The sequence below is a fragment of the Pantoea rwandensis genome (assembly GCF_002095475.1).
Classification (GTDB): Bacteria; Pseudomonadota; Gammaproteobacteria; order Enterobacterales; family Enterobacteriaceae; genus Pantoea; species Pantoea rwandensis.
The window spans coordinates 86429-107575 of sequence record NZ_MLFR01000019.1 but is presented as its reverse complement, the minus strand read 5'-3'; the positions used below and the strand labels follow the sequence as shown (position 1 = coordinate 107575).

Annotated in this window: 21 protein-coding genes; 15 read left to right on the top strand and 6 right to left on the bottom strand. The window is 53.3% G+C overall.

The genetic code is table 11. The annotated features are described in order from the left end of the window. The first annotated feature begins 334 nt into the window (after positions 1-334). From HA51_RS17510 to HA51_RS17495, 4 genes are all read left to right on the top strand, one after another. Entirely contained in the window at positions 335-643 is a 309-nt protein-coding gene (locus tag HA51_RS17510) for a PTS sugar transporter subunit IIB (RefSeq protein WP_084935881.1), read from the top strand. Positions 644-731: 88 nt separating this feature from the next. Then, positions 732-2045 (top strand): PTS sugar transporter subunit IIC, encoded by a 1314-nt coding sequence (locus HA51_RS17505; protein WP_084935880.1) that lies wholly within the window; start codon positions 732-734, stop codon positions 2043-2045. A 3-nt stretch (positions 2046-2048) separates the two neighbouring features. Then, positions 2049-2363, top strand: a complete 315-nt coding sequence (locus HA51_RS17500; protein ID WP_084935879.1) for a PTS lactose/cellobiose transporter subunit IIA — start codon at positions 2049-2051, stop codon at positions 2361-2363. A gap of 12 nt (positions 2364-2375) precedes the next feature. Beyond that, positions 2376-3815, top strand: a complete 1440-nt coding sequence (locus tag HA51_RS17495) for a glycoside hydrolase family 1 protein (RefSeq protein ID WP_084935878.1) — start codon at positions 2376-2378, stop codon at positions 3813-3815. A 72-nt stretch (positions 3816-3887) separates the two neighbouring features. Here the strand turns inward: HA51_RS17495 and HA51_RS17490 are convergent, their stop codons facing one another. Then, positions 3888-4904, bottom strand: coding sequence for a LacI family DNA-binding transcriptional regulator (locus HA51_RS17490; RefSeq protein ID WP_084935877.1), 1017 nt, complete (start codon positions 4902-4904; stop codon positions 3888-3890). A gap of 96 nt (positions 4905-5000) precedes the next feature. After that, complete coding sequence (locus HA51_RS17485) at positions 5001-5648, bottom strand: CPBP family intramembrane glutamic endopeptidase (protein ID WP_084935876.1); 648 nt, start codon at positions 5646-5648, stop codon at positions 5001-5003. A 215-nt stretch (positions 5649-5863) separates the two neighbouring features. Here HA51_RS17485 and HA51_RS17480 point away from each other — a divergent pair, with 215 nt between their 5' ends. From HA51_RS17480 to HA51_RS17470, 3 genes are all read left to right on the top strand, one after another. After that, the gene (locus HA51_RS17480) at positions 5864-8461 is read left to right on the top strand and encodes a bifunctional diguanylate cyclase/phosphodiesterase (protein ID WP_084935875.1); all 2598 of its coding nucleotides are present in this window, start codon (positions 5864-5866) and stop codon (positions 8459-8461) included. A 296-nt stretch (positions 8462-8757) separates the two neighbouring features. Beyond that, positions 8758-9057, top strand: coding sequence for an I78 family peptidase inhibitor (locus HA51_RS17475; protein WP_084935874.1), 300 nt, complete (start codon positions 8758-8760; stop codon positions 9055-9057). Between the two features lie 173 nt (positions 9058-9230). Then, a complete protein-coding gene (locus tag HA51_RS17470) occupies positions 9231-9548 on the top strand; it encodes a hypothetical protein (protein ID WP_084935873.1) in 318 nt (105 codons plus the stop codon). Positions 9549-9557: 9 nt separating this feature from the next. Here the strand turns inward: HA51_RS17470 and HA51_RS17465 are convergent, their stop codons facing one another. Next, a complete protein-coding gene (locus HA51_RS17465) occupies positions 9558-9809 on the bottom strand; it encodes a biofilm development regulator YmgB/AriR family protein (protein ID WP_084935872.1) in 252 nt (83 codons plus the stop codon). A gap of 390 nt (positions 9810-10199) precedes the next feature. Between HA51_RS17465 and HA51_RS17460 the strand changes: the two genes are divergently transcribed. Next, positions 10200-11507: a multidrug efflux MFS transporter gene (locus HA51_RS17460; RefSeq protein WP_084935871.1), complete on the top strand. Its 1308-nt coding sequence runs from the start codon at positions 10200-10202 to the stop codon at positions 11505-11507. Here the strand turns inward: HA51_RS17460 and HA51_RS17455 are convergent. Further along, a complete protein-coding gene (locus HA51_RS17455; protein WP_084935870.1) occupies positions 11446-14526 on the bottom strand; it encodes a beta-galactosidase in 3081 nt (1026 codons plus the stop codon). The two genes, HA51_RS17460 and HA51_RS17455, sit on opposite strands and share 62 nt — an antisense overlap. A 253-nt stretch (positions 14527-14779) precedes the next feature. Here HA51_RS17455 and HA51_RS27230 point away from each other — a divergent pair, with 253 nt between their 5' ends. The 4 genes from HA51_RS27230 (at position 14780) to HA51_RS17440 (ending at position 17567) form a co-directional block, all read left to right on the top strand. After that, positions 14780-14920 (top strand): hypothetical protein, encoded by a 141-nt coding sequence (locus HA51_RS27230; protein ID WP_169718792.1) that lies wholly within the window; start codon positions 14780-14782, stop codon positions 14918-14920. A gap of 211 nt (positions 14921-15131) precedes the next feature. Beyond that, the gene (iraP, locus tag HA51_RS17450; RefSeq protein ID WP_084935869.1) at positions 15132-15386 is read left to right on the top strand and encodes an anti-adapter protein IraP; all 255 of its coding nucleotides are present in this window, start codon (positions 15132-15134) and stop codon (positions 15384-15386) included. A gap of 142 nt (positions 15387-15528) precedes the next feature. Beyond that, the gene (locus HA51_RS17445; RefSeq protein ID WP_084935885.1) at positions 15529-15831 is read left to right on the top strand and encodes a PsiF family protein; all 303 of its coding nucleotides are present in this window, start codon (positions 15529-15531) and stop codon (positions 15829-15831) included. A gap of 209 nt (positions 15832-16040) precedes the next feature. After that, entirely contained in the window at positions 16041-17567 is a 1527-nt protein-coding gene (locus HA51_RS17440; RefSeq protein WP_084935868.1) for an FAD-dependent oxidoreductase, read from the top strand. Positions 17568-17692: 125 nt separating this feature from the next. On the opposite strand, the gene proC is transcribed toward HA51_RS17440, so the two are convergent. After that, positions 17693-18505, bottom strand: a complete 813-nt coding sequence (proC, locus tag HA51_RS17435) for a pyrroline-5-carboxylate reductase (protein ID WP_084935867.1) — start codon at positions 18503-18505, stop codon at positions 17693-17695. A 143-nt stretch (positions 18506-18648) separates the two neighbouring features. Between proC and HA51_RS17430 the strand changes: the two genes are divergently transcribed. Beyond that, positions 18649-19092, top strand: coding sequence for a YaiI/YqxD family protein (locus HA51_RS17430; RefSeq protein WP_084935866.1), 444 nt, complete (start codon positions 18649-18651; stop codon positions 19090-19092). Here HA51_RS17430 and HA51_RS17425 read toward each other — a convergent pair whose 3' ends face one another. Beyond that, positions 19093-19797 (bottom strand): DUF2076 domain-containing protein, encoded by a 705-nt coding sequence (locus HA51_RS17425; protein ID WP_084935865.1) that lies wholly within the window; start codon positions 19795-19797, stop codon positions 19093-19095. A gap of 286 nt (positions 19798-20083) precedes the next feature. On the opposite strand from HA51_RS17425, the gene aroL reads away from it, so the two are divergent. After that, positions 20084-20608, top strand: coding sequence for a shikimate kinase AroL (gene aroL / locus HA51_RS17420; RefSeq protein ID WP_084935864.1), 525 nt, complete (start codon positions 20084-20086; stop codon positions 20606-20608). A gap of 110 nt (positions 20609-20718) precedes the next feature. Further along, positions 20719-20910 carry a YaiA family protein gene (locus HA51_RS17415; RefSeq protein WP_084935863.1) on the top strand — a complete coding sequence of 64 codons (192 nt, stop codon included), beginning with the start codon at positions 20719-20721 and terminating at the stop codon, positions 20908-20910. Positions 20911-21147: the final 237 nt, after the last annotated feature.

The window sequence follows — 21147 nt, the reverse complement described above, 5'->3', positions numbered from 1 at the left end:
GCCCCTGAGCGGCACCAGACTGCGTTATCACCTGTCCCCCTCATCCCCTGAGCGGCACCAGACTGCGTTATCACCTGCACCCATCAGCCCCTGAGCGGAACCAGACAACGTTATTACCAGATGCTTAACGAACCAGCATGAGCCGAGGTGCCGCGAGATACCTTCAATCCTCCGCAATCTTATAATCCCTCAGCTGTATTATTTTTTGCCGATTTATTTTCCCTGTTCTGAGTTTTGATATTTCTCACAGTTCCTGTAACCAAATCTGAAACCGGTTGCAGAAAATCTTTGCTGTGTGTATTCGTTAATTAAACCCCACATGGAGGAACTAACAATGCCAAAGATTTTACTGTGCTGTGCCGCCGGGATGTCCACCAGCATGGTGGTGCAAAAAATGGAGAAGGCTGCCAAAGTGCAAGGCATCGAGGTTGAAATAAAAGCCGTTGGTATTGAAGAGTTTAATGATGAAATTGTCCACTATGACTGCTGCCTGTTAGGGCCGCAAATCAAATACAAACTCGCTGACTTTCAACCGCTGGCGCAGCAGTTAAATAAGCCGATATCCGTCATAAATAGCATGGATTACGGCATGATGAATGGCGAGAAAATATTAAATGATTCACTAAAACTGATTCACACCTGATCCCTGATTCATACAAAAAATAATAGTCATCGCCTGTGACTCAGCGCACAGGCCTATTCTCTATTTGCCTGATGCAAGGAGCTCACGTATGAGCAGCATAAGCGAATCCTTATTTGGTGTGATTGAAAACCGTATCAGCCCACTCGCTGGGCGTCTCTCCAGCCAGCGTCATGTGATTGCCATTCGCGATGGTTTCATCGCCTCAATGCCGTTCCTGATCGTCGGCTCTTTTATGCTGCTGTTTGCGCATCCTCCTTTTTCCGCTGACAGTTCGTGGGCTTTTGCACAGTGGTGGCTTGGCATGGTGCAGGCGCATGAAGAGCAGATCATGATGCCGTATAACATGACCATGGGCATTATGGCGCTCTACATCGCCAGTGCTATCGCCTACAACCTCGCCAACAGCTACAAGATGAACGGTTTTATGGCGGCCAGCTTGTCATTGATGACATTTCTGGTGGTCGCAGCCCCGCAAAGTGGCAAAACGCTCCCGGTGGGATCACTGGGTGGAGAGGGCATTTTCACCGCTATTCTGGTGGCGCTGTTTGCCACGGAGTTGATGCATTTCCTGCAGAAGCACAACATCGGTTTTAAACTGCCGGAGCAGGTGCCGCCGAAAATCCGCCAGTCATTTGATCTGCTGATCCCCATTATCGCCATTTTCATCACGTTGTTCCCACTCAGCCTGTGGGTGCAGGCGCAGTTTGGCATGCTCCTGCCACAGGCGATCATGGCGGTATTTGCCCCGATTATCTCTGCTTCCGACTCGCTGCCCGCGGTGCTGGTGGCGGTTTTGCTGTGTCATATGCTGTGGTTTGCTGGCATCCATGGTGCGGTGATTGTGGGTGGGATTTTACAGGCGTTCTGGCTCACCAACCTGGGGCTTAACCAGCAGGCACTCAATGCGGGAGAACCCGTCACCCACGTGTTTATCGAGCCATTCTGGCAGTTCTTTATCGTGATTGGCGGTTCAGGTTCTACCATGGGGCTGGTGCTGCTCTATCTGCGCAGCCAGTCGGCGCATCTGCGTTCCATCGGCAAACTCAGCATTGTGCCAAGCATGTTCAACATCAACGAGCCGGTGATTTTTGGCTCGCCAGTGGTCATGAACCCGATTCTGTTTATCCCGTTTATCTGTGCGCCGCTGGTCAATGCGGTCATTGCCTGGATCGCGACCAAAACTAACCTGATCAATCACGTGGTATCCCTCGCCCCTTGGACGACACCGGCACCGATTGGTGCAGCTTGGTCTACAGGCTGGGACTGGCGGGTGATCGTGTTGATCGGTGTGCTGGTCGCCATCGCAACCCTGATCTACTACCCGTTTTTCAAAATGTACGAGCGCCAGTTACTGCAACAAGAGCTGGAACAAGTCGCATCCGTTCAACCTTTAAAGGAGTAATCGATGGAAATTGATGAAAGCACGGTAATGGAATTGATCATTCAGGCGGGGGAAGCACGATCCTGTTCGATGGAAGCACTGCGGGCGGCACGCCATCAAGATTGGACGCGAGCGGACGCGATGTTGACCGATGCGACGGCTGCCGCCAAGGCCGCTCATCGCATTCAAACGGCATTGATTGGGGCTGACGAAGGCTGCGGCAAGATCCCGGTGAACCTGATCATGGTGCACGCGCAGGATCATTTAATGAACGCCATGCTGTGTCGTGAGCTGGCCGAGGAGATTATCCAGTTGCGGCGCGAATTGGCCGCACGTTAACAGGAGGTAAACATGCAACATCCAACATTGGGCGCGTTTCCTGACGGTTTTCTCTGGGGCGCATCCACTTCAGCCTATCAGGTCGAAGGGGCGTGGAAGGAAGATGGCAAAGGGCCATCGGTGATTGATAAAGCCCAGTTCCATGAAGGCATCACTGATTTCACCGTGACCAGCGATCATTACCATCGTTTTAAGGAAGACATTGCGCTGCTGGCAGAGCTGGGATTAAAGACCTACCGCTTCTCGATTGCCTGGAGCCGCCTCTATCCTGAAGGTGATGGTGAATTGAATGCCGCAGGTGTGGCTTTTTACCAGCAACTGATTGATGAGATTTGCCGCCACGGCATTGAACCGCTGGTGACGCTCTACCACTTTGATTTGCCGTGGGCACTACAACAAGAGGGCGGCTGGTCCAATCGTCGCACGGTGGCCGCGTTTGAGCGCTTTGCCATCACCTGTTTTGAGCAGTATGGCAACAAGGTCAAATACTGGCTGACCATCAACGAACAGAACATGATGATCCTGAAAGGGGAGGTGATTGGCACCTTACCACCGGGCACCGCCGACCCGCAAAAGACGCTGTATCAACAAAATCACCATATGATGCTGGCGCAAGCCAAAGCGATGATTGCCTGCCATCAGCGCTTGCCCCAGGCGAAAATTGGCCCGGCACCGAATATCTCGTGCATCTACGCCGCCAGTTCGCGGCCGGAAGATGTGCTGGCGGCGGATAACTTCTCAGCCATCCGTAACTGGCTCTATCTCGATTTGGCAGTGCACGGTCGCTATAACCATGTGGTGTGGGCATTCCTACAACAGCGCGGTTGGCTGCCTTCCATTGAAGCCGATGATATGACGATCATTGCTGCCGGTCAGCCTGACTTTATCGCCTTCAACTATTACGCCTCGGCTACCGTTAGCGCGGATATGCCAGAGGCGGCACACGGTGAACTTAATAGCAAACAGCGCGCCGATCAGCAGATGGCGGGCATCGACACTTCAGTGTACGTCGGCTGTAACAACCCGCATCTCAAACAAAATCAGTTTGGCTGGTATATCGATCCGGTAGGTTTTCGCATTACGGCGCGGCAGATCTATGCCCGCTATGCGCTGCCGTTAATTGTGACCGAAAACGGTTTAGGTGCGTTCGATACCCTGGAAGCAGGGAACAAAGTCTACGACGATTATCGCATCGCCTATTTGCGTGAACATATTGCGCAGCTTCAGTTGGCAATTGCTGATGGCGTTGAGCTGTTTGGCTATTGCCCGTGGTCAGCAATCGATTTGGTGAGTACGCATCAGGGGATCAGCAAACGCTATGGCTTCATTTACGTAAATCGCGACGAGCATGATCTGAAGGATCTGGCGCGCTACCGCAAGAAAAGTTTCTTCTGGTATCAGCAGCTAATCCGCAATAATGGCGCAACGTTAGCGGCTCAAGTCGAGTACTAAACCGCAGACAGTGGCAGGGGCGACCTTCAGGCCGCCCATTGCGGCTTAGGGAAGTGCTAAGGGAAATCCACATCAGGATTTAAACGGGCCATCCGTCACAGATGCACGTTCAATCAGCCTGCCGCTAAAGGGCGGCAGTGCTGCAATCTCTTCTCCTTCCAGCATCGCCACCAGTTGTGCCAGCGTGTGCTGGATCATCTCCGCAACCGGGACATGCACGGTCGTCAGCGGTGGCAGGAAAAATTCGGCCATGCGGATATCGTCAAACCCCATTAGCGACACATCCTGCGGCAGCCGTTTTCCGGCCGCATTCAGGGCCAGTGCCGCACCAATCGCCATATCATCATTGCTCGCCATCACTGCGCTGAAAGGCGTGCCGCTCTCCAGTAGCTGTTGTGCAGCTTGCTGACCGCTGTTCGGTGTCCACGCGCCCTGCATGACAAGATCCGGATTTACCCTCAGCCCGTGCTGAGTGAGTGCCTGTTGGTAACCTGCCAGACGTGCGGCTGCAGTGGGTGAACCCGCTAAACCGGTGATAAAGGCAATATCGTGATGGCCACGCTCAATAAGATAGCTGACGGCATCGACGGTGTTTTGCTGATGGGTCGCCCATACGCAATGATCGGCATGGCGTTGCAGCTGTCGGTTGACCACCATAATGGGCACCTCATGCTGCTCAATGATGGCTTCCAGCGCCTCAGTATCAAGAAAACGCGGATAGATAATGATGGCATCACAGCGAAGATCGAGCAGAAACTCAATCGCGGCACGTTCATCATCCGCGGAGGTTTTGCCATCGGCAAGGATAAGCTGGCGGCCATAATTATTGGTCAATGTTGCGGTTTGATACAGCAGCTCGCTGAAGTAGGGGCCATTGAACAGAGAGTGGGTAACGATCAGACCGATATTCTGTGATTTCTGCGTCGCCAGACTGCGCGCGAGCAAATTCGGCCGATAGCCGGTCTCCTCAATGGCCTGAAAGACTTTCTGCTGTGTGGTTTTGCTGACATAGCGATTGCCCGCCAACACGCGTGACACAGTCGCTTTGGAGACTCCGGCCTTACGGGCCACATCCAACATGGTAATCATCGACTTTCCCGACCATCAATCCATAACGCGTAAACCGCGATACTACCTGAAATGGCTAAAAAAATTGATGAGAACGTGAAGAAACAGTGAGCGGGATCAGGCGTAGAACCACGCCGGGAGTATGGCGATCAGGTTATTTAATGTGTGCAGGAAAATAGGCAGCGCGAGGCTGTTACTGCGCAAGCGCGCGTAGCACAGCAAAAGCGAGAACAGGGTTAAAGCCACAATGGTTTCCCAATGCACATACTGGGTGTGCATGGCGGCAAACAGCAGTGAGGTGAGCAACATACAGGCAAAGCGGCTCTTCGGCGCCCACAGCAGAAAGCCTTGCAGGAGAAATCCGCGAAACAGCACTTCTTCAAATACCGGTGCCAGTAATACGGCCGTCAGTAACAGAATCAACATTGAACTGCGGCCTTGCTGGCTTTGCGCAATCAACCAGCCTTCAGGCTGGAGGAATTGGGTTTGTGCCACCATCAGCGCGACCAGAGCGGCGACAAACAGCAATGCCTGACCGGGACGTAAGTAGCCTAACGGGATATCCGTACGACGTTGGCAGTAAAAACGGTACAGCGGATAAATCACCGCGAATTCGAACAGGCAGAGCACCGGCACCAGCAAACCGTTATTACGCAGCGCCCCATAGTTAGGGAACAGCGTAATCAGCATGGTCACGATGTAATACACCACAAAGCTCGCAGCGTAGAACAGCGTCAACGTCACTTTGTCGGATTGGGTGTCCATAGTCGGCTCAATGGGCAGAGGAAAACGCATAGTAGCAACGCCGATAATCGCTGTCGAGATTGCCCGATGGAGAATTGCATTGCTCAAATATTCCACCACGGGGACTAAATCTGTGGCCGTCTGCGCCGATAACCGAAAAAACCATTACAGGACCCGGGCGTCACTATCACGTAACCGGTCCTCTTTTTGCTGCCTCTGTTTTGCGAGCATAATGCATGAATTCTGAGTATCACCGACACGCCACTTTGCCTGCCAGGGCTAATATGGAAGCGCACACGGTACGAGTTACGCGGCGCAGTTTGCGCACGCTAACCTCGCTACTGTTTGGCGTGCTGTTGCTTTCGGTTGTGATGGTGCTGGTAATTGCCCATCGACAAAACAGCGACTCAATGCAGCAGGATATCAACCTGATGCATCGTGCGTGGCAGCAGCAACAAGAGCAGATGATCATTGATGTGCGCGATTATGCAAGCTGGGGTGAAGGCTGGAAAAACCTGCATCTGACGGTAAACAAAGTCTGGGCATGGGATGAGGAAAATTTTGGTCCTGGCCTCTACAAGGAGTATCACTACGACGGTGTGTTTGTGATCGATGGCGCGGGCAAAACACGCTATGCGGTTATAGACGGTAAATTGTCAGAGGCTTCACTGGAGAGTTGGTTAGGCGGACAAACGGCAATCCTGCTGGCTACAGCGCGTAAGCAGTCTGACCAGGGCATTACCCGCAATGTCATGATCAATGAACAGCCCGCCATGGTGGTGGCAGCACCGATTACTCCCGGCAAAGTGCCGGATTTGCCCACCATCCCTGGCCCCTCTTCGGTGATGGTTTTTGTCAATATTTTAACGCCGGGCAAGTTGCAGCTGCTGGGTAAATCTCTCAATGTGACTGCACCGCGCGTGGCGAATGGCCTGGATGATGCACTGGATGAGCCACGCTTGGTTGAACCGGTGATTCAGGGCGAACCGCTGGTCTTGCGCTGGCAAGCGAAAAATCCTGGTTTTGGCGTGATCTGGTTAATGATGCCATTGTTGTGCTTTACCGCACTGGCCGTGGCGTGGGTGACGCGTCGAGTCATCCGCCATGCGTTGCACAATGCGGTGATCTCCGACCGCCGCTTTGAGATGCTGACGATCAGCCAGCGTGAGCTGGCAAACAGTGAAGAGCGTTTCCGCGATCTGGCAGAAGCGGCCTCGGACTGGATTTGGGAAGTCGACGACCAGGGACGACTTTGCTATCTCTCCTCACGCTTTGCCGCGGTGACCGGACATGATGTGAAGGGCTGGATCGGGCGTCCTCTTGATCATCTTTTGAGTCATCCTAGCCATTCGCTGGTGGCATGGTTACTGCGTCAAGGTGATGAAATTCAACATGCGCCGTTGCGTTGCCAGTTCATGGCGGCCAACGGCGAGCGTCGCATTGGTGAGTTAATCGCGAAAACGATTCGCCGCAATGGGCTGCGCACCGGCTTTCGTGGCACGGTTTCAGACATTACCCATGAAGTTGATGCTGAAGCGCGTATTCAATTTTTATCACGCCATGACATGCTGACGGGCTTAGCCAACCGCATCCAGTTACAAGAGTTTTTAACTACGCATCTTGAAAAGGCGAGCGAGGACGATCCGCTATTTGTGATCAGTTTCGATCTCGATCAGTTCAAACCCATCAATGATACCTGGGGCCATACCGTAGGCGATCTGGTGCTGAACGAGATTTCCCAGCGGTTGAAAAATCTGATTGGCCCCAATGAACTGGCCGCACGTCTGGGCGGGGATGAGTTTATTTTGTTGCTGCGAGAAAGCACGCGCGCTGCGGTGGAGTATCGCTGTCGGGCGCTGCAGCGTGTGGTGCATCAACCTATTGTCAGTGGCTCCCACCAGCTGAGTTTAACCGCCAGTATGGGGATTGTTTGCGCACCGCAAGACGCCACGCAACCTGAAGCACTGCTGCGGTTAGCGGATATTGCCTTGGGACAGGCGCGCAGTGCCGGACGTGCGCGTTGGGTTTGGTACTCCAACGATATGGCAAATCATCTGGAGTCAAAACGTGAAATGGTGCAGGCGATTGAACAGGCACTGCTTAACGATACCTTTATGCTCCACTATCAACCACGCTATCAATTGCAAACAGGTGAGTTAGCGGGTGCAGAAGCGTTGATTCGCTGGCAACGGGCTGATGGCAAATGGATTACGCCCGACCGCTTTATTCCGCTGGCCGAAGAGAACGGTTTGATTTCGGGCATTAGCGACTGGGTGCTGATGCGGGCATGTCAGGACGCGTGTGATTGGGGCGAGCAGCGCTACGTTTCCGTTAACATTTCACCGACGGAATTCCGCAATAACGATTTGGTCGATCGTGTCGCCCATGCGTTGGCAGAGAGTGGTTTACCTGCCACCCGACTGGAGCTGGAGATCACCGAAAACGTCACCTTTGAAAACCCCGACCGTGCGCTGGAAATTATGCAGGGCCTGCGTGCATTGGGCGTGAGGCTGACAGTAGATGATTTCGGGACCGGTTATGCTGCATTGGGCTACCTGAAAACTTTCCCGTTCAACGGGCTGAAAATTGATCGTTCGTGGATGAAAGAGTTTCCTGAATCAAAACAGGCACAATCGGTTGTCGCGGGTATTGTTGGGCTGGCGCGCGCCTTTGCACTCACCATCACCGCTGAAGGTATCGAGACTGAAGCACAGCTCATCGAGTTAAAAGCACTCTCATGCGAAGAAGGGCAGGGCTATTTCCTGGGCAGACCGATGCCACTGGAAGCGTTTAACGCTCGACTAAAAGAACATACTGATGGGGTAACGGAGTAGCGGCCTTGGGCCGCTAACCGGGTTTAACGTACCTGGACCGCAATCACGGTCATCAGGAGGGTAAAACCAATAAAAATGGCGAGTTCCATGATTAGCACCTCAGAAAAATCTTAGATAATTGTAGCGTCTGAGGGGGCGAAATTTAGACACTGAGTGCGGTTAATGCAGGAAAGTGAGAGGAAGATCGCGCCATAAATCGCATTTATTCGACCAATATGCTGGAAATTTTTCCTCATCATGGGCACCCTTTACGACTCTCAGGAACATGTTGTTTATTCATCCAGGAGGAGAAACTTGTGACCCATTATGGAAAAGTATTGGTAGCGACGGCGCTCTTTGCGCTGACTGCCTGCCAGTCCGCCACAAAATCTAGCAGCACCGCAGACGTTAGCCATGATCCAGAAACCGACCAATGCGGTGCATCGCAGTATCAAAACCTTATCGGTCAACCCCTCACCAGCCTTGATAACAAACGCTTTGACGTCCCAGTACGCGCGATTCCGTGGAACGGTGCCGTGACAATGGACTTCAACCTGCGTCGCCTGAATTTCATGGCCGATCAGAGTGGTAAAATTTCCAAGGTTTACTGCGGATAAATTTAAACAGACATCGCATTGTCATCGGGCTGTCATGGCGCCGGGCGAGGATAGCAGCGCATTACGGAGATTTCCTCGTCACTCTCGAATATGCAATGCTCGTCTTGTTTCTTCCCGCCTCGGCGGGAATTTTTTTTTCTGTCGATCGGTGCACGATTGATTAAGGAGCGAAGATGAGAAACGCCAATACATTTCTGCTTATCACCCTGTTATTGAGTCCACTGGCGCACGCATCAAGCGAAGCTGCGTGGCAGAAAAACGATCACAACAGACAGCAAGCGTGCCTGAAGGCCAGTGGTTTGAAGTCAGTGCGCGTCGTGGGGAAACCCATTCAATACGACGATAGCGTGGGCTACGATGTGCTGCTGCTGGAAGGACGTTATCCGCAGAAACACATGAAGAATCAGGTCGGGCGTGAATTGTGCTTGTATCAACGCCAGAGTGGTAAAGCCAGCGTGAGCGAAGCTGACACATTGCGTGCTGTGAAATAATCCGCGCCGTTACTTCTGGGTGCCAGACTCCAGCAGTTGCGCCAACAGATTACGATAACTCTGTAGCCGCTGCTCATCCCCTTCAAACTCCAGCTTAGCAATCACTCGGCTAATAATGGCTTTGCTGGTGGCGGGCTGGCCGTCATCCATCAGTTCGCGCATGATCGCTGCCAGCAAGTCGCTTTCATGCGGCGCATGCCAGGCGGGGCTATTAAAGTAGTCGGTGATCGCCCGACTGGCGCTGTTTGGATGGGTTCTCATGGCTGACCTCCGCAGAGACAACGAAACCCGCCGCCTGTCGGCAGCATTGGGAAATTATGGTTAAGCATGGGAACTGTCCAGGACGGGCAGCGCCTCGCCAGCGATAGCCGGTGATTTTTTAAACATAGATGCGGCGTCGAATATTGTCAGTAACGGGTAGACATATTTTTTCACGTTGGCGTGCCTTGGCGATGCGCTTATCTTGCGGAGTTGATTGTTACAGCACATAAAGACACTACAAATCGTATCCCTTACACTATTTGCTGTGAGCAGAATCACGCTCGGCAGCGGAAAACTGCGTTTTTACTCCTATGCCATGTTTTGCCGTCCAGCGATGTTATGAGGTTGTTAGACTGAACCCTCATTTCATTTTTTCTGACGTACACGCTCATGCTACGCTCCATCGAGTCTTGGAAGGTCAACCTGATATCCGTCTGGTTTGGCTGTTTCTTTACCGGATTGGCTATCAGTCAGATCATCCCCTTCCTGCCGCTGTATGTTGAAGAACTGGGCATCCACGGCGGCAATGCACTGAGTATCTGGTCAGGTCTGACCTTCAGTGTCACCTTCATTGTTTCTGCTGCTGTGGCGCCGCTCTGGGGCAGCTTAGCTGACCGCAAAGGCCGTAAGTTAATGCTGCTGCGAGCCTCGTTTGGCATGGGGGCAGTGATTCTGCTGCAAGCGTTTGTCACTCAGGCTTGGCAACTGCTGCTGCTACGTGCGTTGATGGGGCTGACCTCCGGCTACATTCCTAATGCCATGGCGCTGGTGGCGGCTCAAGTCCCGCGCGATCGCAGTGGCTGGGCGTTGAGCTGTGTCTCTACCGGACAAATTGGAGGCGTGATTCTCGGGCCGATGATTGGTGGGCTGCTCGCCGACTGGCTTGGCCTGCGCATGGTGTTTATTGTGACTGCCGTGCTGCTGATGGTGAGTTTCCTCGTCACCCTGTTCCTGATCAAAGAGACCGGTTATACGCCGGTGAGCAAACAGGACAAAATGAGTGGCCGTGACGTTTTCCGCAGCCTCGATAATCCTCGTCTGATGATGTGTCTGTTTGTCACCACTATGGTGATCCAGATGTGTAACGGCTCGGTGAACCCGATTCTGACCCTGTTTGTGCGCGAGCTGGCGCCGGATGCACAGAATATCGCATTTTTGAGTGGGGTGATTGCCGCACTACCGGGCGTGTCGGCGCTGATCTCTGCGCCACGGTTGGGTAAGCTGGGGGACCGCATCGGCACGCAACGCATTTTGATTGGCACCATGCTGTTTTCTCTGGTGCTGCTAATGGCGATGTCATTTGTCACCAGCGCCACTCAGCTGGGCGTACTGCGCTTTATGCTGGGATTTGCTGATGGCGCGATGATGCCCGCGGTACAGACACTGCTGGTCCGCCACTCACGAGATAACGTCACAGGCCGGATCTTTGGCTATAACCAATCCTTTATGTATCTTGGCAACGTGGCAGGCCCCCTGCTCGGTGCGGCGGTCTCCGCCGCAACCGGTTATCGCTGGGTATTCTTTGCCACCGCACTGGTGGTGCTGATTAACGTAGTGCTGCTGCGTCGCTTTTATCGCCGCCCGAAAACCAGGCTGGAATCCCCTGTCACCCCGCGTGATCAGGCGGCAGAATCCACTACTGACGCAACCTCAGCGCATAGTGCCAGCGCTGCTGAGAAAGCAAAAACTCCGGGCTGACGCTGGGGCTCCAGGAGTCGTCGCCACCCACCCCCATGTGGAATCCATCAAGATGCAGCCAGCATCCTGCTTCTGGCTGCAACAGGTGTCGATGTGAGATCTCACGGAGCTGTTCAAGGCTATAACGGCTGAGTGAGAAGGCGAAGTCGCCTTTCACCTGCCAACTGCCGCTGTCGAGCTGGCGTGTACCGCAGCGCAAACCATTTTCCCCAGGGAAAACATAGGCGGTGCTGAGTGCTGCCAGTGGTTGTTGCCAGCGTGAGAATTGCGCTGCTTGCTGGCGATCCGGGTAGTTTTCATGCGGACCCAGTCCCAACCAACTGACCTGCTGTGGCGTTTGCGCCAGCTGGCAACGTAAACCGATACGTGCGGGCGAGGGCAAACCTGGCGCCTGTTCCACTTCCACGCCCACCGACATCTCACCGCAACCGCTGATTTGATAGCGCTTACGGCTGGTGAAAATCAGCTGGCCATTAGCCTGCCAGTGATGGAGGGTTTCAATCAGCACGCTGTGTTTCAGGCTATCTACCTGCATATCAACCAATACGGCTTCCAACTGATCATATCCGGCACGTTTCCAGCGCTCCACCCACGCATTGGGATCGACATTGGCTGCCTCGCTGGTACCAATATCATTATCGATCGGGGCACGGATAAAGCATTCCTGCAGCGGCGTCAGCATCGTCTCTTCATCGTTGACAAACCACTGCAGTAATTCACCGGTGCGACGCGAGAAGTGCCAGCGTTGTTGTGGCAGCACGACGGCCACCAGGTTGTGATTGGCGATCAACTCCGGTGCAGTGATGCTGTTCTCATGGGCACGGGCCACGAATGCAGCAGGCAGCGGCCACTGGTCCCAGGCGACGCGCGCGTCAGCTTCTGACCAAGGTGTCGCAGCGATCTGGTACACGGACAGATTGAGCCAGGCATTACCCTGCAAATGCTCGGGTTGCGGAATATCGAGGTGTTGCGTTTCCTGAGGGGCAAGGTTGAGCGGCAGTTCACCGCTGTCGATCACGGCTCCCTCTTGCTCAATTGACCAGCGCAAGACTTCATTCTCGGTGCGGCGGAACAGGTATTCGCTGGAGACGCTAAAGCGGAAAGCATTGTTCGTATCACGCTGGAACTGGAAGAACTGCTGCGCACGCTGAGCTTCAAACAGGGCAGGGTGCGGTGAGCGGTCGGCAAACACCAAGCCGTTCATGCAGAATTGGCGATCGTTCGGTGTATCGCCAAAATCCCCGCCGTAAGCTTGCCACGGCTGGCCCTGATCATCGTAGCGTGTCAGGCTTTGGTCGACCCAATCCCAGACAAAGCCGCCTTGTAAGCGAGGAAATTGACGAAACGCCTGCCAGTACTTAGCAAAGCCGCCGAAGCTGTTGCCCATAGCATGAGCGTATTCACACAAAATCAGCGGGCGGGTTTCGCCTGGCAGGCCAATCCATTTCTTCAGCGACCACTTCGGAACGGCAGGGAAGGGTTGATCCTGATCGACACGTGCATACATCGGGCAAACAATGTCGGTGGCGGCAGTATTTGCCCCCCCGCCTTCATATTGAACAGGTCGCGTTGCATCACTGCTCTTTACCCACTGATAGAGCGCATTGTGCGTGCTGCCGTGACCGGATTCGTTGCCGAGTGACCAAATAATGATGCAGGCATGGTTGCGATCGCGTTGGACCATGCGTGTGACACGTTCGCTGTAGGCGGCGAACCAGCGCGGGTCGGCCGACAGTCGGTTCATCGGTTGCATTCCGTGGGTTTCAATATTGGCCTCGTCAACCACGTACAATCCGTACTGGTCACACAGCCGATACCATAACGGATGGTTAGGGTAATGCGCGCAGCGTACCGCATTAAAATTGTGGCGTTTCATCAGCTCAATATCACGGCGCATACTGGCTTCATCCACCACTTGGCCATTTTCCGGATGGTGCTCATGGCGATTGACGCCACGAATCAGTAACGCTTTGCCGTTCACACACAGCTGGCCATTCTCAATGCTGACGCGACGGAAACCAACGTCATAAGCTTCAGCCTCGATCATGTCACCGTTGCTTTCCAGCAGCGACACCACGACGCGGTAGAGATGCGGGGTTTCAGCGCTCCACAGTTGAGGATTCAGTACCGGCAACACCAGCAGCGCACGTTCGGGATAGTGCCCACGCTCGTCAACAATGGCGCTGCCTGGCGTTTGATCCACGCTGCCGATACAACTCTCAGCCTGCCATAGACTCACACGCACACGGCACTGTTCCAGCGAACGTTCACCTGCATGAATTTTCACGTTAACGCGCAGATCGCCACGAATGTATTCTGGGCTGAGCACGGTTTCGATCTGAACATCGGCTAACTGCGTCTGCGGTTTGTGCAGCAACGTTACGTCTCGGAATATGCCACTCATACGCCACATATCCTGATCTTCCAGATAGCTGCCATCACTCCAGCGCAGCACCATCACGGCCAGTCGATTCTGTCCGTACTGCAATGCCGGTGTGAGATCGAATTCAGCGGGAAGACGGCTGTCCTGTGAATAGCCGATCCACTGGCCGTTGCACCACAGGAAGAAAGCGGAATTGACGCCATCAAAGATGATGCGCGTCTGACCTTGCGCCAGCCAATCGTCATTGACATTGAATGTGAGCGAGTAACATCCAGTGGGATTCTCTTGGGGCACGAAAGGTGGATTAACGGGAATAGGATACTGCACATTGGTGTAAATCGGTGCATCGTAGCCATGTAATTGCCAATTGGCGGGCACTGGCAGTGAATGCGATCCCGGTAAATCTTGCAGCAACCAACTTTGCGGCACGGCCTCGGGCTGGTTGAAATAGCTAAAGCACCACTGCCCGTTCAGCGATTGGCGAGAGGAGGAAGGCGCATCATTACGTGCACTGTTTTCATCACGCCAACTGGCAAAAGGCGGGTGCGCATCCAGTCGGTTAAGGCTCGTCACCACTGGGTTTTCCCAGTCGCGGCGGGCGAGAATATCACTCAAAGAGAGGGTGGGTAAGGTCATGGTAAGATCTCATTATTTGTAATGCGCTCACATTGAGGGTTTTCTCGCGCCCTGTAAAGTACTCCGTTGCGATTAATGGACGATTTTTTGGTCATTATCATGATGCCTGTGTGGGTTTTTCGCAGGAGTAGTGCCAGTAAATTGTTAAGCGTGGTGAGCAGAGATGAATAGCGCCAGGTTGCGGAGAATTCTGTATTGTCGTGCTTGATGGCGCCTCATACACTCAGCTCGATTTCACCATTCTGAGGTAATTATGGTCCGTATTATTAAACTTGCTGCCGTAGTGGCATTGGTTACCGCGCTGAGCGGTTGTATCTTCCCACCGCCGGGCGGCGGAGGTGGTTGGGGTGGACATGGCGGTGGCCCGGGTCGAGGTTTTATGGGGCCGCATTAATTAGCGCCAGCAGTAAATGAGTTAAAGACGAGCGAAACGTTTCGGAAATACCTCTGATTATCGAGTGAAACGTTTCGCTGTTAGATGTTGAAATTACGTTTCTTTTTTACGCTGCGCTTGTCGTTTATTTTCCTAAAACCGTGAGAATTCCCTGTTGTTTTAACCTTCTCGGTGCTAACGTCTGTTTTCCATCGCTTATTGAGCCTGTCGCATGAAAAACCTTATTGCGGAACTTCTGCTTAAGCTGGCTGAGAAAGAAGAAGAGTCCAAGGAGTTAGTGGCTCAGGTTGAGGCATTAGAAATTGTGCTGACAGCGATGTTACGCAAACTGGACCCCGACCATTTTAATGAGATTGCCGCGGGTATTACGTCTGCCATGCCTCCGCTTGCGCCCGCCGCAGAAACACCGGATACCACCCTACTGCGCAATTACGTCGAAAAACTGCTGAACCACCCCCGCATTTAACGGTTTACTCTCCTTCGCTATTCGTCATTCGTGTTGCAGTCAGTGAGCTTGCAGCGCGAAAGTCATGAGGAGATATATTTTTTTCTGCTTTGCTTATTTCCTGCCATGATTAATGGGCAATGATGCTATGGAGAATCCGGCAATGAAATCGTGTCTTTTGGCAATGATGGCAGCAGGCCTGCTGTTGGCGGGCAGTGCGGGTGCGGCAGAAAAAACTGCACAGCAAAATAAGATGACCATGTGTAATCAACATGCCTCCTCGCAGGATTTAAAAGGAGATGCACGTAAAACCTTTATGAGCGACTGTCTGAAAAAAGACAGCAAAATGGGCAGCATGACGCCTCAGCAAATGAAGATGAAAACCTGTAACACTGAAGCGGGCGATAAAAAGCTCAGCGGTGATGCACGTAAAACTTATATGAGCTCCTGCCTTAAAAAATCCTAAATTATTATCCGCCAATATTCAGGGCTCATATTTTGTATGGGCCCTTTTAATTTCCGCCGTTGACATTAATTTGTCGTGCAACGGTGTGATAAACAACAGCTTACTCACCGTTACGCTTTGTTTATTCTGCGAAATCTCTACGCTTTGCCACACTTACTGTTTGTAGGGATTTAAGGTCACTTAACCCATAACCACGCAGGAGGCCAAACGTGAGCTATCAATCCGTCGTGCAACTCAAGTCGCTGGCGCAGCGCAAACCAACCAAATTCACCGTGGGCGATGTCGATGTGGTACTGGTTCGCGATGGCGAGCGGGTGCAGGCGTTACAAGCAAAATGTCCTCATGCGGGGGCACCGCTGGAACAGGCCGCGGTGTGCGGTGACAAGCTAGTGTGCCCGTGGCACAAAGCGGTGTTTCAACTGCGTGATGGCAAAATGTGTGAGCCGCTGGCGTTGGCTCATCTCAAGCGATATCCGGTGCGCATTGAAGAGGGCAAAGTCCTGGTCAATCCGCAAGCCATGTCACCGGCCAGCCCATCTGTTGCACAAGGTGAAACACCGGTCTGCGTGATTTTGGGATCCGGCGCGGCCGGCAGCGCGGCTATTTGGACACTGCGCGATGAAGGCTTCAGCGGAAAGTTGGTATTAGTGGAACGCGAATCCGCCGCACCCTACGATCGCACCGCATTAAGCAAGTTCGTCCCATCAGGAAAAATGGCCATTGAGGATGTGCCCAAGCTGCTTAAACCCGAGGTTTTAGGCACAGTGGAACGCATTCAGGGCGAGGTGGTGCAACTCAAAGCCCGAGACAACATGTTGCTGCTAGCAGGCGGCCAACAGATCCATTTTGACCAGTTACTGATTGCCAGCGGCGGTGTGCCGCAGCCGCTCGATATTCCCGGCAAAGATTTGCAGGGTGTACATCTGTTACGTTCCATCAATCAGGCTGAGGAACTGTTGCAACAGGTCGATGATATCCAGCAATTGGTGATTATCGGTAACAGCTTTATCGGCATGGAGATGGCGTCAGCGCTGCGTAATCGGGACATTGACGTGACGGTCGTCGCTCGCCATCCACTGCCGTTTGCGAAGCAGTTTGGTGAAGAGATTGGCCGCCATTTTTATGACTTGCACCGTAGCAACGGCGTGAAATTTGTGGAGGGTGAACCGGAAGCGCTGGAAGGCGCGGACAATGTCAGCGCTGTACGGTTGAAGGGCGGTAAAGCCTTGCCGACGAGCCTGGTGCTGTTCGCCACGGGCGTGGTTCCTGCCACTGATTTTATCCATGATTTAACGCTGCAGAAGGATGGCAGCCTGTTGGTGGATGGACAGCTTCGCATTGCAGAAAATATCTGGGTGGCAGGGGATATCGCCACCTATCTGACGCCACGCGGCCCACAGCGAATTGAACATTACCGCGTAGCCCATCAGCAAGGGCGTATCGCGGCACGCAATATCCTCGGTAAAGGAGTGATGTATGATCGCGTGCCGTTCTTTTGGACCGCACACTATGGCACGCGCTACGAGTATTTAGGCCATGCGGAGGAGTGGGACGATTATCGACTGCTGGGATCGCTGCAAGAGAAGCGTTTTATCGCGTTTTACTGTCGGCAGGGGATGATTGCGGCGGTGTGTTCCGCAGGCATGTACACGCTGACGGCGGCATTGGTGGAGGAGATGCAGCAACCGATGACCGTAGAGCAGGGGATGGCTCTGTTCGAGGCGTATCAAGGGTAAGCGTTCAACAAGCCCGCCCTATAAGGCCTAAGGTTGTTGGGCTGCTTTGATGGGGCATCCGACAATGGTCGCGGAGGATTTAATCAGGTGCGCATTCAGGCGCACCCGATTAACTTTGTCGGTTATTACTGCTTGCTCAACGCCTCTGACTTCGCCATACACTGCTGCATGGCGTTGATCACGGCGGCGCGGAAACCTTGCTCTTCCAGCACTTTCACTGCTTCGATGGTGGTGCCGCCCGGTGAGCAGACCATATCTTTTAATTCGCCTGGGTGCTTGCCGGTCTCCAGCACCATTTGTGCTGAACCTTTTACGGCTTGCGCGGCGAATTGATAGGCTTGCGCACGCGGCATCCCACCAAGCACTGCCGCATCGGCCATCGCTTCAATAAACATAAACACATACGCCGGTGCAGAACCACTGACGCCGACCACGGCATGAATCAGATATTCATTTACCACCGCCGCTTTACCGAAGCTTTCGAAAATGCCCACCACTTCATCCACTTCATGCGCTGTCACCAGAACATTTGGCGTGACCGATGTCATGCCTTCATTCACCAATGAAGGGGTGTTGGGCATCACGCGGATGATCTTACGATCGTGGCCCAGCACCGCTGCCAGCGAATCCAGGGTTACGCCAGCGGCAATCGACACGACCAGCGCATCCTTCTTCAGTTGGCTGGCAAGGTCATTCAGGACTTTGAGAATCACATTCGGTTTCACTGCGCCAAACAGAATATCGGCTTCGCGGGCCAGACTCTCTGCGCTCTCTGCTGCGGTCACGCCATATTGCTGCGCCATCGCTTGATTAGTCGCTGCTTTGCGGTCATAGACCCAGATATTGGCCGGGGCAATCAGCCCGCTGTTAACCAGTCCGCTGATGATGGCTTTCGCCATATTGCCGCAGCCGATAAACCCGATTTTCTTCTCCAGCATCGCTCTATCCTTAAAATGGTTCATTTTCTCGTGCGGATTAGCTTACGTCAGCTGTGCTGAATAACAACCCGGACAAATAACATTTGCCATTCTGGTGTAAGAGGGCAAGATCGCCAGTAATTCGCTGTTAAAGAGGAAAACACATGTCAATTTGGGTTGATGCCGATGCCTGCCCCAATGTCATCAAAGAAGTGCTGTACCGTGCCGCAGAACGGGCCAACATCACGGTTACGTTTGTCGCGAACCAACCGCTGCGCGTGCCGCCTTCACCTTGGCTGAAGACGTTGCAGGTCGCGGCGGGTTTTGATGTGGCAGACAATGAAATTGTGAAACGTGTCCAGCCGGGAGAATTGGTGATTACCGGTGATATTCCGCTGGCGGCGGAAGTCCTGGAGAAGGGCGCGTCGGCATTAAATCCTCGTGGTGAACGCTATTCGCCGGATACTATTCGTCAGCGTTTAACGATGCGCGATTTTATGGAAACGATGCGGGCAAGTGGGGTGCAAAGCGGCGGTCCGTCGGCACTAAACCAACGCGACCGCCAACTGTTTGCTAACGAACTGGATAAGTGGTTACGTCAACGCTGATCAGACAAAGCTGTCATCGTCGTCGTAATCGCCCCCACCAAAATCACTGAAGTCGTTGTTATCCGCAAAGCTGTTGTTATCCCAGCTGGCGTTGTCGTTCAGGAAGGCATTGTTGCTGTCGTTACCGTTAAAGGTATCCAGGTTGTTATCCACCTGCGGCAGCGCCGGTTCGTTGATGATGTTCACAATCTCTTCTGGCTGTGAGTGGTGGAACATGCTGGTCAGCATATCCGCCATCACCACACCCCCCGCCACGCCGACGGCGGTTTGCAGGGCGCCACCCAGAAAACCGGTGCCACGCGCTGGCGGAGCCGCATACTGCTGTTGTGGCTGGGCATATTGCTGCTGCGGCTGTTGCGGCGCACTGTTCCACACTGGCTGCTGCTGCTGCTGCTGTGGTGCGGCAGGGCGTGAACCCCCTCCGAACAGGCTCGACAGGAAACCCCCGCTGCTTTGCTGTGGGGCTTGCTGCTGCTGCGCTTGCGCCAGTCGATTTTCCAGATCTTCAACCTGTGCATTGAGTTTTTTCAGCGCCGCTTCCTGAATCAGGATCGCCTGCGACATGTAGTAAGGCGCGCCCGGCTGGCTCTGTAAATGCTGCTTAATCAGTTGCTCGGCTCCGGCGTCACGCGGGCCGCTCTGGGTTTCAGCCTGTTTCAGTCGGCTGAACAAACTATCGATGAGTTGTTGTTCTTCATTCTGCATGGTGTGAACCTCCAATGATTCGTACCCCTTTATATGTGGGCAACGTGACAGAAAGTAAATCAATGGCCTGGTAAGGAAATGTTGCCCGCGCTTACATTTAGGTTGATGCACGGATCACGCATCATTTTTTTCTTAATAATCAGATTGATAATAAAATAGTGGTGTTAAACACGCGTAAATCGTGCTTCGCGGGTGGCTGACAAAATAAAATCCAGGTATCATGCGACGCAATATTGACCTGATGAACTTGCCCGTGCGGCATACATACGGCGGAGGATGAGCCCGGATGTCATTACCCATCTATCTGATCGGCGCACGCGGTTGCGGTAAAACCACTATCGGCCAGGCGCTATCACAAGCGCTGGGCTATGCCTTTAGCGATACCGATCACCACCTGCAACTCTCTACACAACGTACCGTGGCAGATATTGTCTCCTCTGAAGGATGGGACAGCTTTCGTGCACGTGAAACGGATTCGTTGCGTGCGGTGACAGCGTCGGCGACCGTTATCGCGACCGGCGGTGGTATGGTGTTAGCGGAAGTGAATCGACGTTTTATGCGTGAGCATGGCCAGGTGATTTGGCTGAATGCGCCGTCCACGGTATTGGCCGATCGTCTGGAACGCCAGCCGGAAGCGGCACAGCGTCCAACATTGACAGGTCGCCCTATTGCCGAAGAGATGAGCGATATCCTGCGTGAGCGTGCGCATCTTTATCGTCAGTCTGCACACCATGAAGTGAACGCCATGCAGGCGCCAGAACAGGTCGTTGATCAAATCCTGCAGTCGCTGTCTCTGGCGCGCGCCAGCTAAACCCTCGGATTTATCCCTCTTTTTTACCGCGATCCTCCATTGTCTATACTTAACGTTCAGACAGGGGATCGCCGCTGTCCGTGTGGACATCTGACATAAGAGGGAAAGCTATGCCATCTAAACCACCCTATCCGCGAGAAGCACGCATTGTCGCCGTCGAAAAAGGTTCAGCCGCTGACACCGTGACGTGGTACGAATTACGCGCCGACCATCCGAAACCCGATTCTTTAATTAGCGAACATAAAACCCAAGCTGAAGCGCAGGATGCCAAAGCGCGATACGAAGACGCTGATAAAGAGTAATTATCGCCTCTGGCAAGGACGCCAATATATCCCATCCTCTTCGCTGCTTAATAAAATGTCAGCTTTGGTAAAAAAGTGGATATACCTACTCAGTGCCATCACCCATTCTGCTCCTCCTCCTCGCAGCCTGATAACGTCATTGGCTTTTAGGTTTGTGCCACATTTTATGCTGCGCTAAATCGACATTATTTTGCCCGGTTCAAAATTTGCGCTTGACCGCAAAAGCGTAGCGTTTTA

What these genes read in the sequence shown, in the direction of transcription:
- HA51_RS17510 (WP_084935881.1), top strand. Translation starts at nt 335, where the DNA reads ATGCCAAAGATTTTACTGTGCTGTGCCGCCGGGATGTCCACCAGCATG.
- HA51_RS17505 (WP_084935880.1), top strand. Translation starts at nt 732, where the DNA reads ATGAGCAGCATAAGCGAATCCTTATTTGGTGTGATTGAAAACCGTATC.
- HA51_RS17500 (WP_084935879.1), top strand. Translation starts at nt 2,049, where the DNA reads ATGGAAATTGATGAAAGCACGGTAATGGAATTGATCATTCAGGCGGGG.
- HA51_RS17495 (WP_084935878.1), top strand. Translation starts at nt 2,376, where the DNA reads ATGCAACATCCAACATTGGGCGCGTTTCCTGACGGTTTTCTCTGGGGC.
- HA51_RS17490 (WP_084935877.1), bottom strand. Translation starts at nt 4,904, where the DNA reads ATGATTACCATGTTGGATGTGGCCCGTAAGGCCGGAGTCTCCAAAGCG.
- HA51_RS17485 (WP_084935876.1), bottom strand. Translation starts at nt 5,648, where the DNA reads ATGGACACCCAATCCGACAAAGTGACGTTGACGCTGTTCTACGCTGCG.
- HA51_RS17480 (WP_084935875.1), top strand. Translation starts at nt 5,864, where the DNA reads ATGAATTCTGAGTATCACCGACACGCCACTTTGCCTGCCAGGGCTAAT.
- HA51_RS17470 (WP_084935873.1), top strand. Translation starts at nt 9,231, where the DNA reads ATGAGAAACGCCAATACATTTCTGCTTATCACCCTGTTATTGAGTCCA.
- HA51_RS17465 (WP_084935872.1), bottom strand. Translation starts at nt 9,809, where the DNA reads ATGAGAACCCATCCAAACAGCGCCAGTCGGGCGATCACCGACTACTTT.
- HA51_RS17460 (WP_084935871.1), top strand. Translation starts at nt 10,200, where the DNA reads ATGCTACGCTCCATCGAGTCTTGGAAGGTCAACCTGATATCCGTCTGG.
- HA51_RS17455 (WP_084935870.1), bottom strand. Translation starts at nt 14,526, where the DNA reads ATGACCTTACCCACCCTCTCTTTGAGTGATATTCTCGCCCGCCGCGAC.
- HA51_RS27230 (WP_169718792.1), top strand. Translation starts at nt 14,780, where the DNA reads ATGGTCCGTATTATTAAACTTGCTGCCGTAGTGGCATTGGTTACCGCG.
- iraP (WP_084935869.1), top strand. Translation starts at nt 15,132, where the DNA reads ATGAAAAACCTTATTGCGGAACTTCTGCTTAAGCTGGCTGAGAAAGAA.
- HA51_RS17445 (WP_084935885.1), top strand. Translation starts at nt 15,529, where the DNA reads ATGAAATCGTGTCTTTTGGCAATGATGGCAGCAGGCCTGCTGTTGGCG.
- proC (WP_084935867.1), bottom strand. Translation starts at nt 18,505, where the DNA reads ATGCTGGAGAAGAAAATCGGGTTTATCGGCTGCGGCAATATGGCGAAA.
- HA51_RS17430 (WP_084935866.1), top strand. Translation starts at nt 18,649, where the DNA reads ATGTCAATTTGGGTTGATGCCGATGCCTGCCCCAATGTCATCAAAGAA.
- HA51_RS17425 (WP_084935865.1), bottom strand. Translation starts at nt 19,797, where the DNA reads ATGCAGAATGAAGAACAACAACTCATCGATAGTTTGTTCAGCCGACTG.
- aroL (WP_084935864.1), top strand. Translation starts at nt 20,084, where the DNA reads ATGTCATTACCCATCTATCTGATCGGCGCACGCGGTTGCGGTAAAACC.
- HA51_RS17415 (WP_084935863.1), top strand. Translation starts at nt 20,719, where the DNA reads ATGCCATCTAAACCACCCTATCCGCGAGAAGCACGCATTGTCGCCGTC.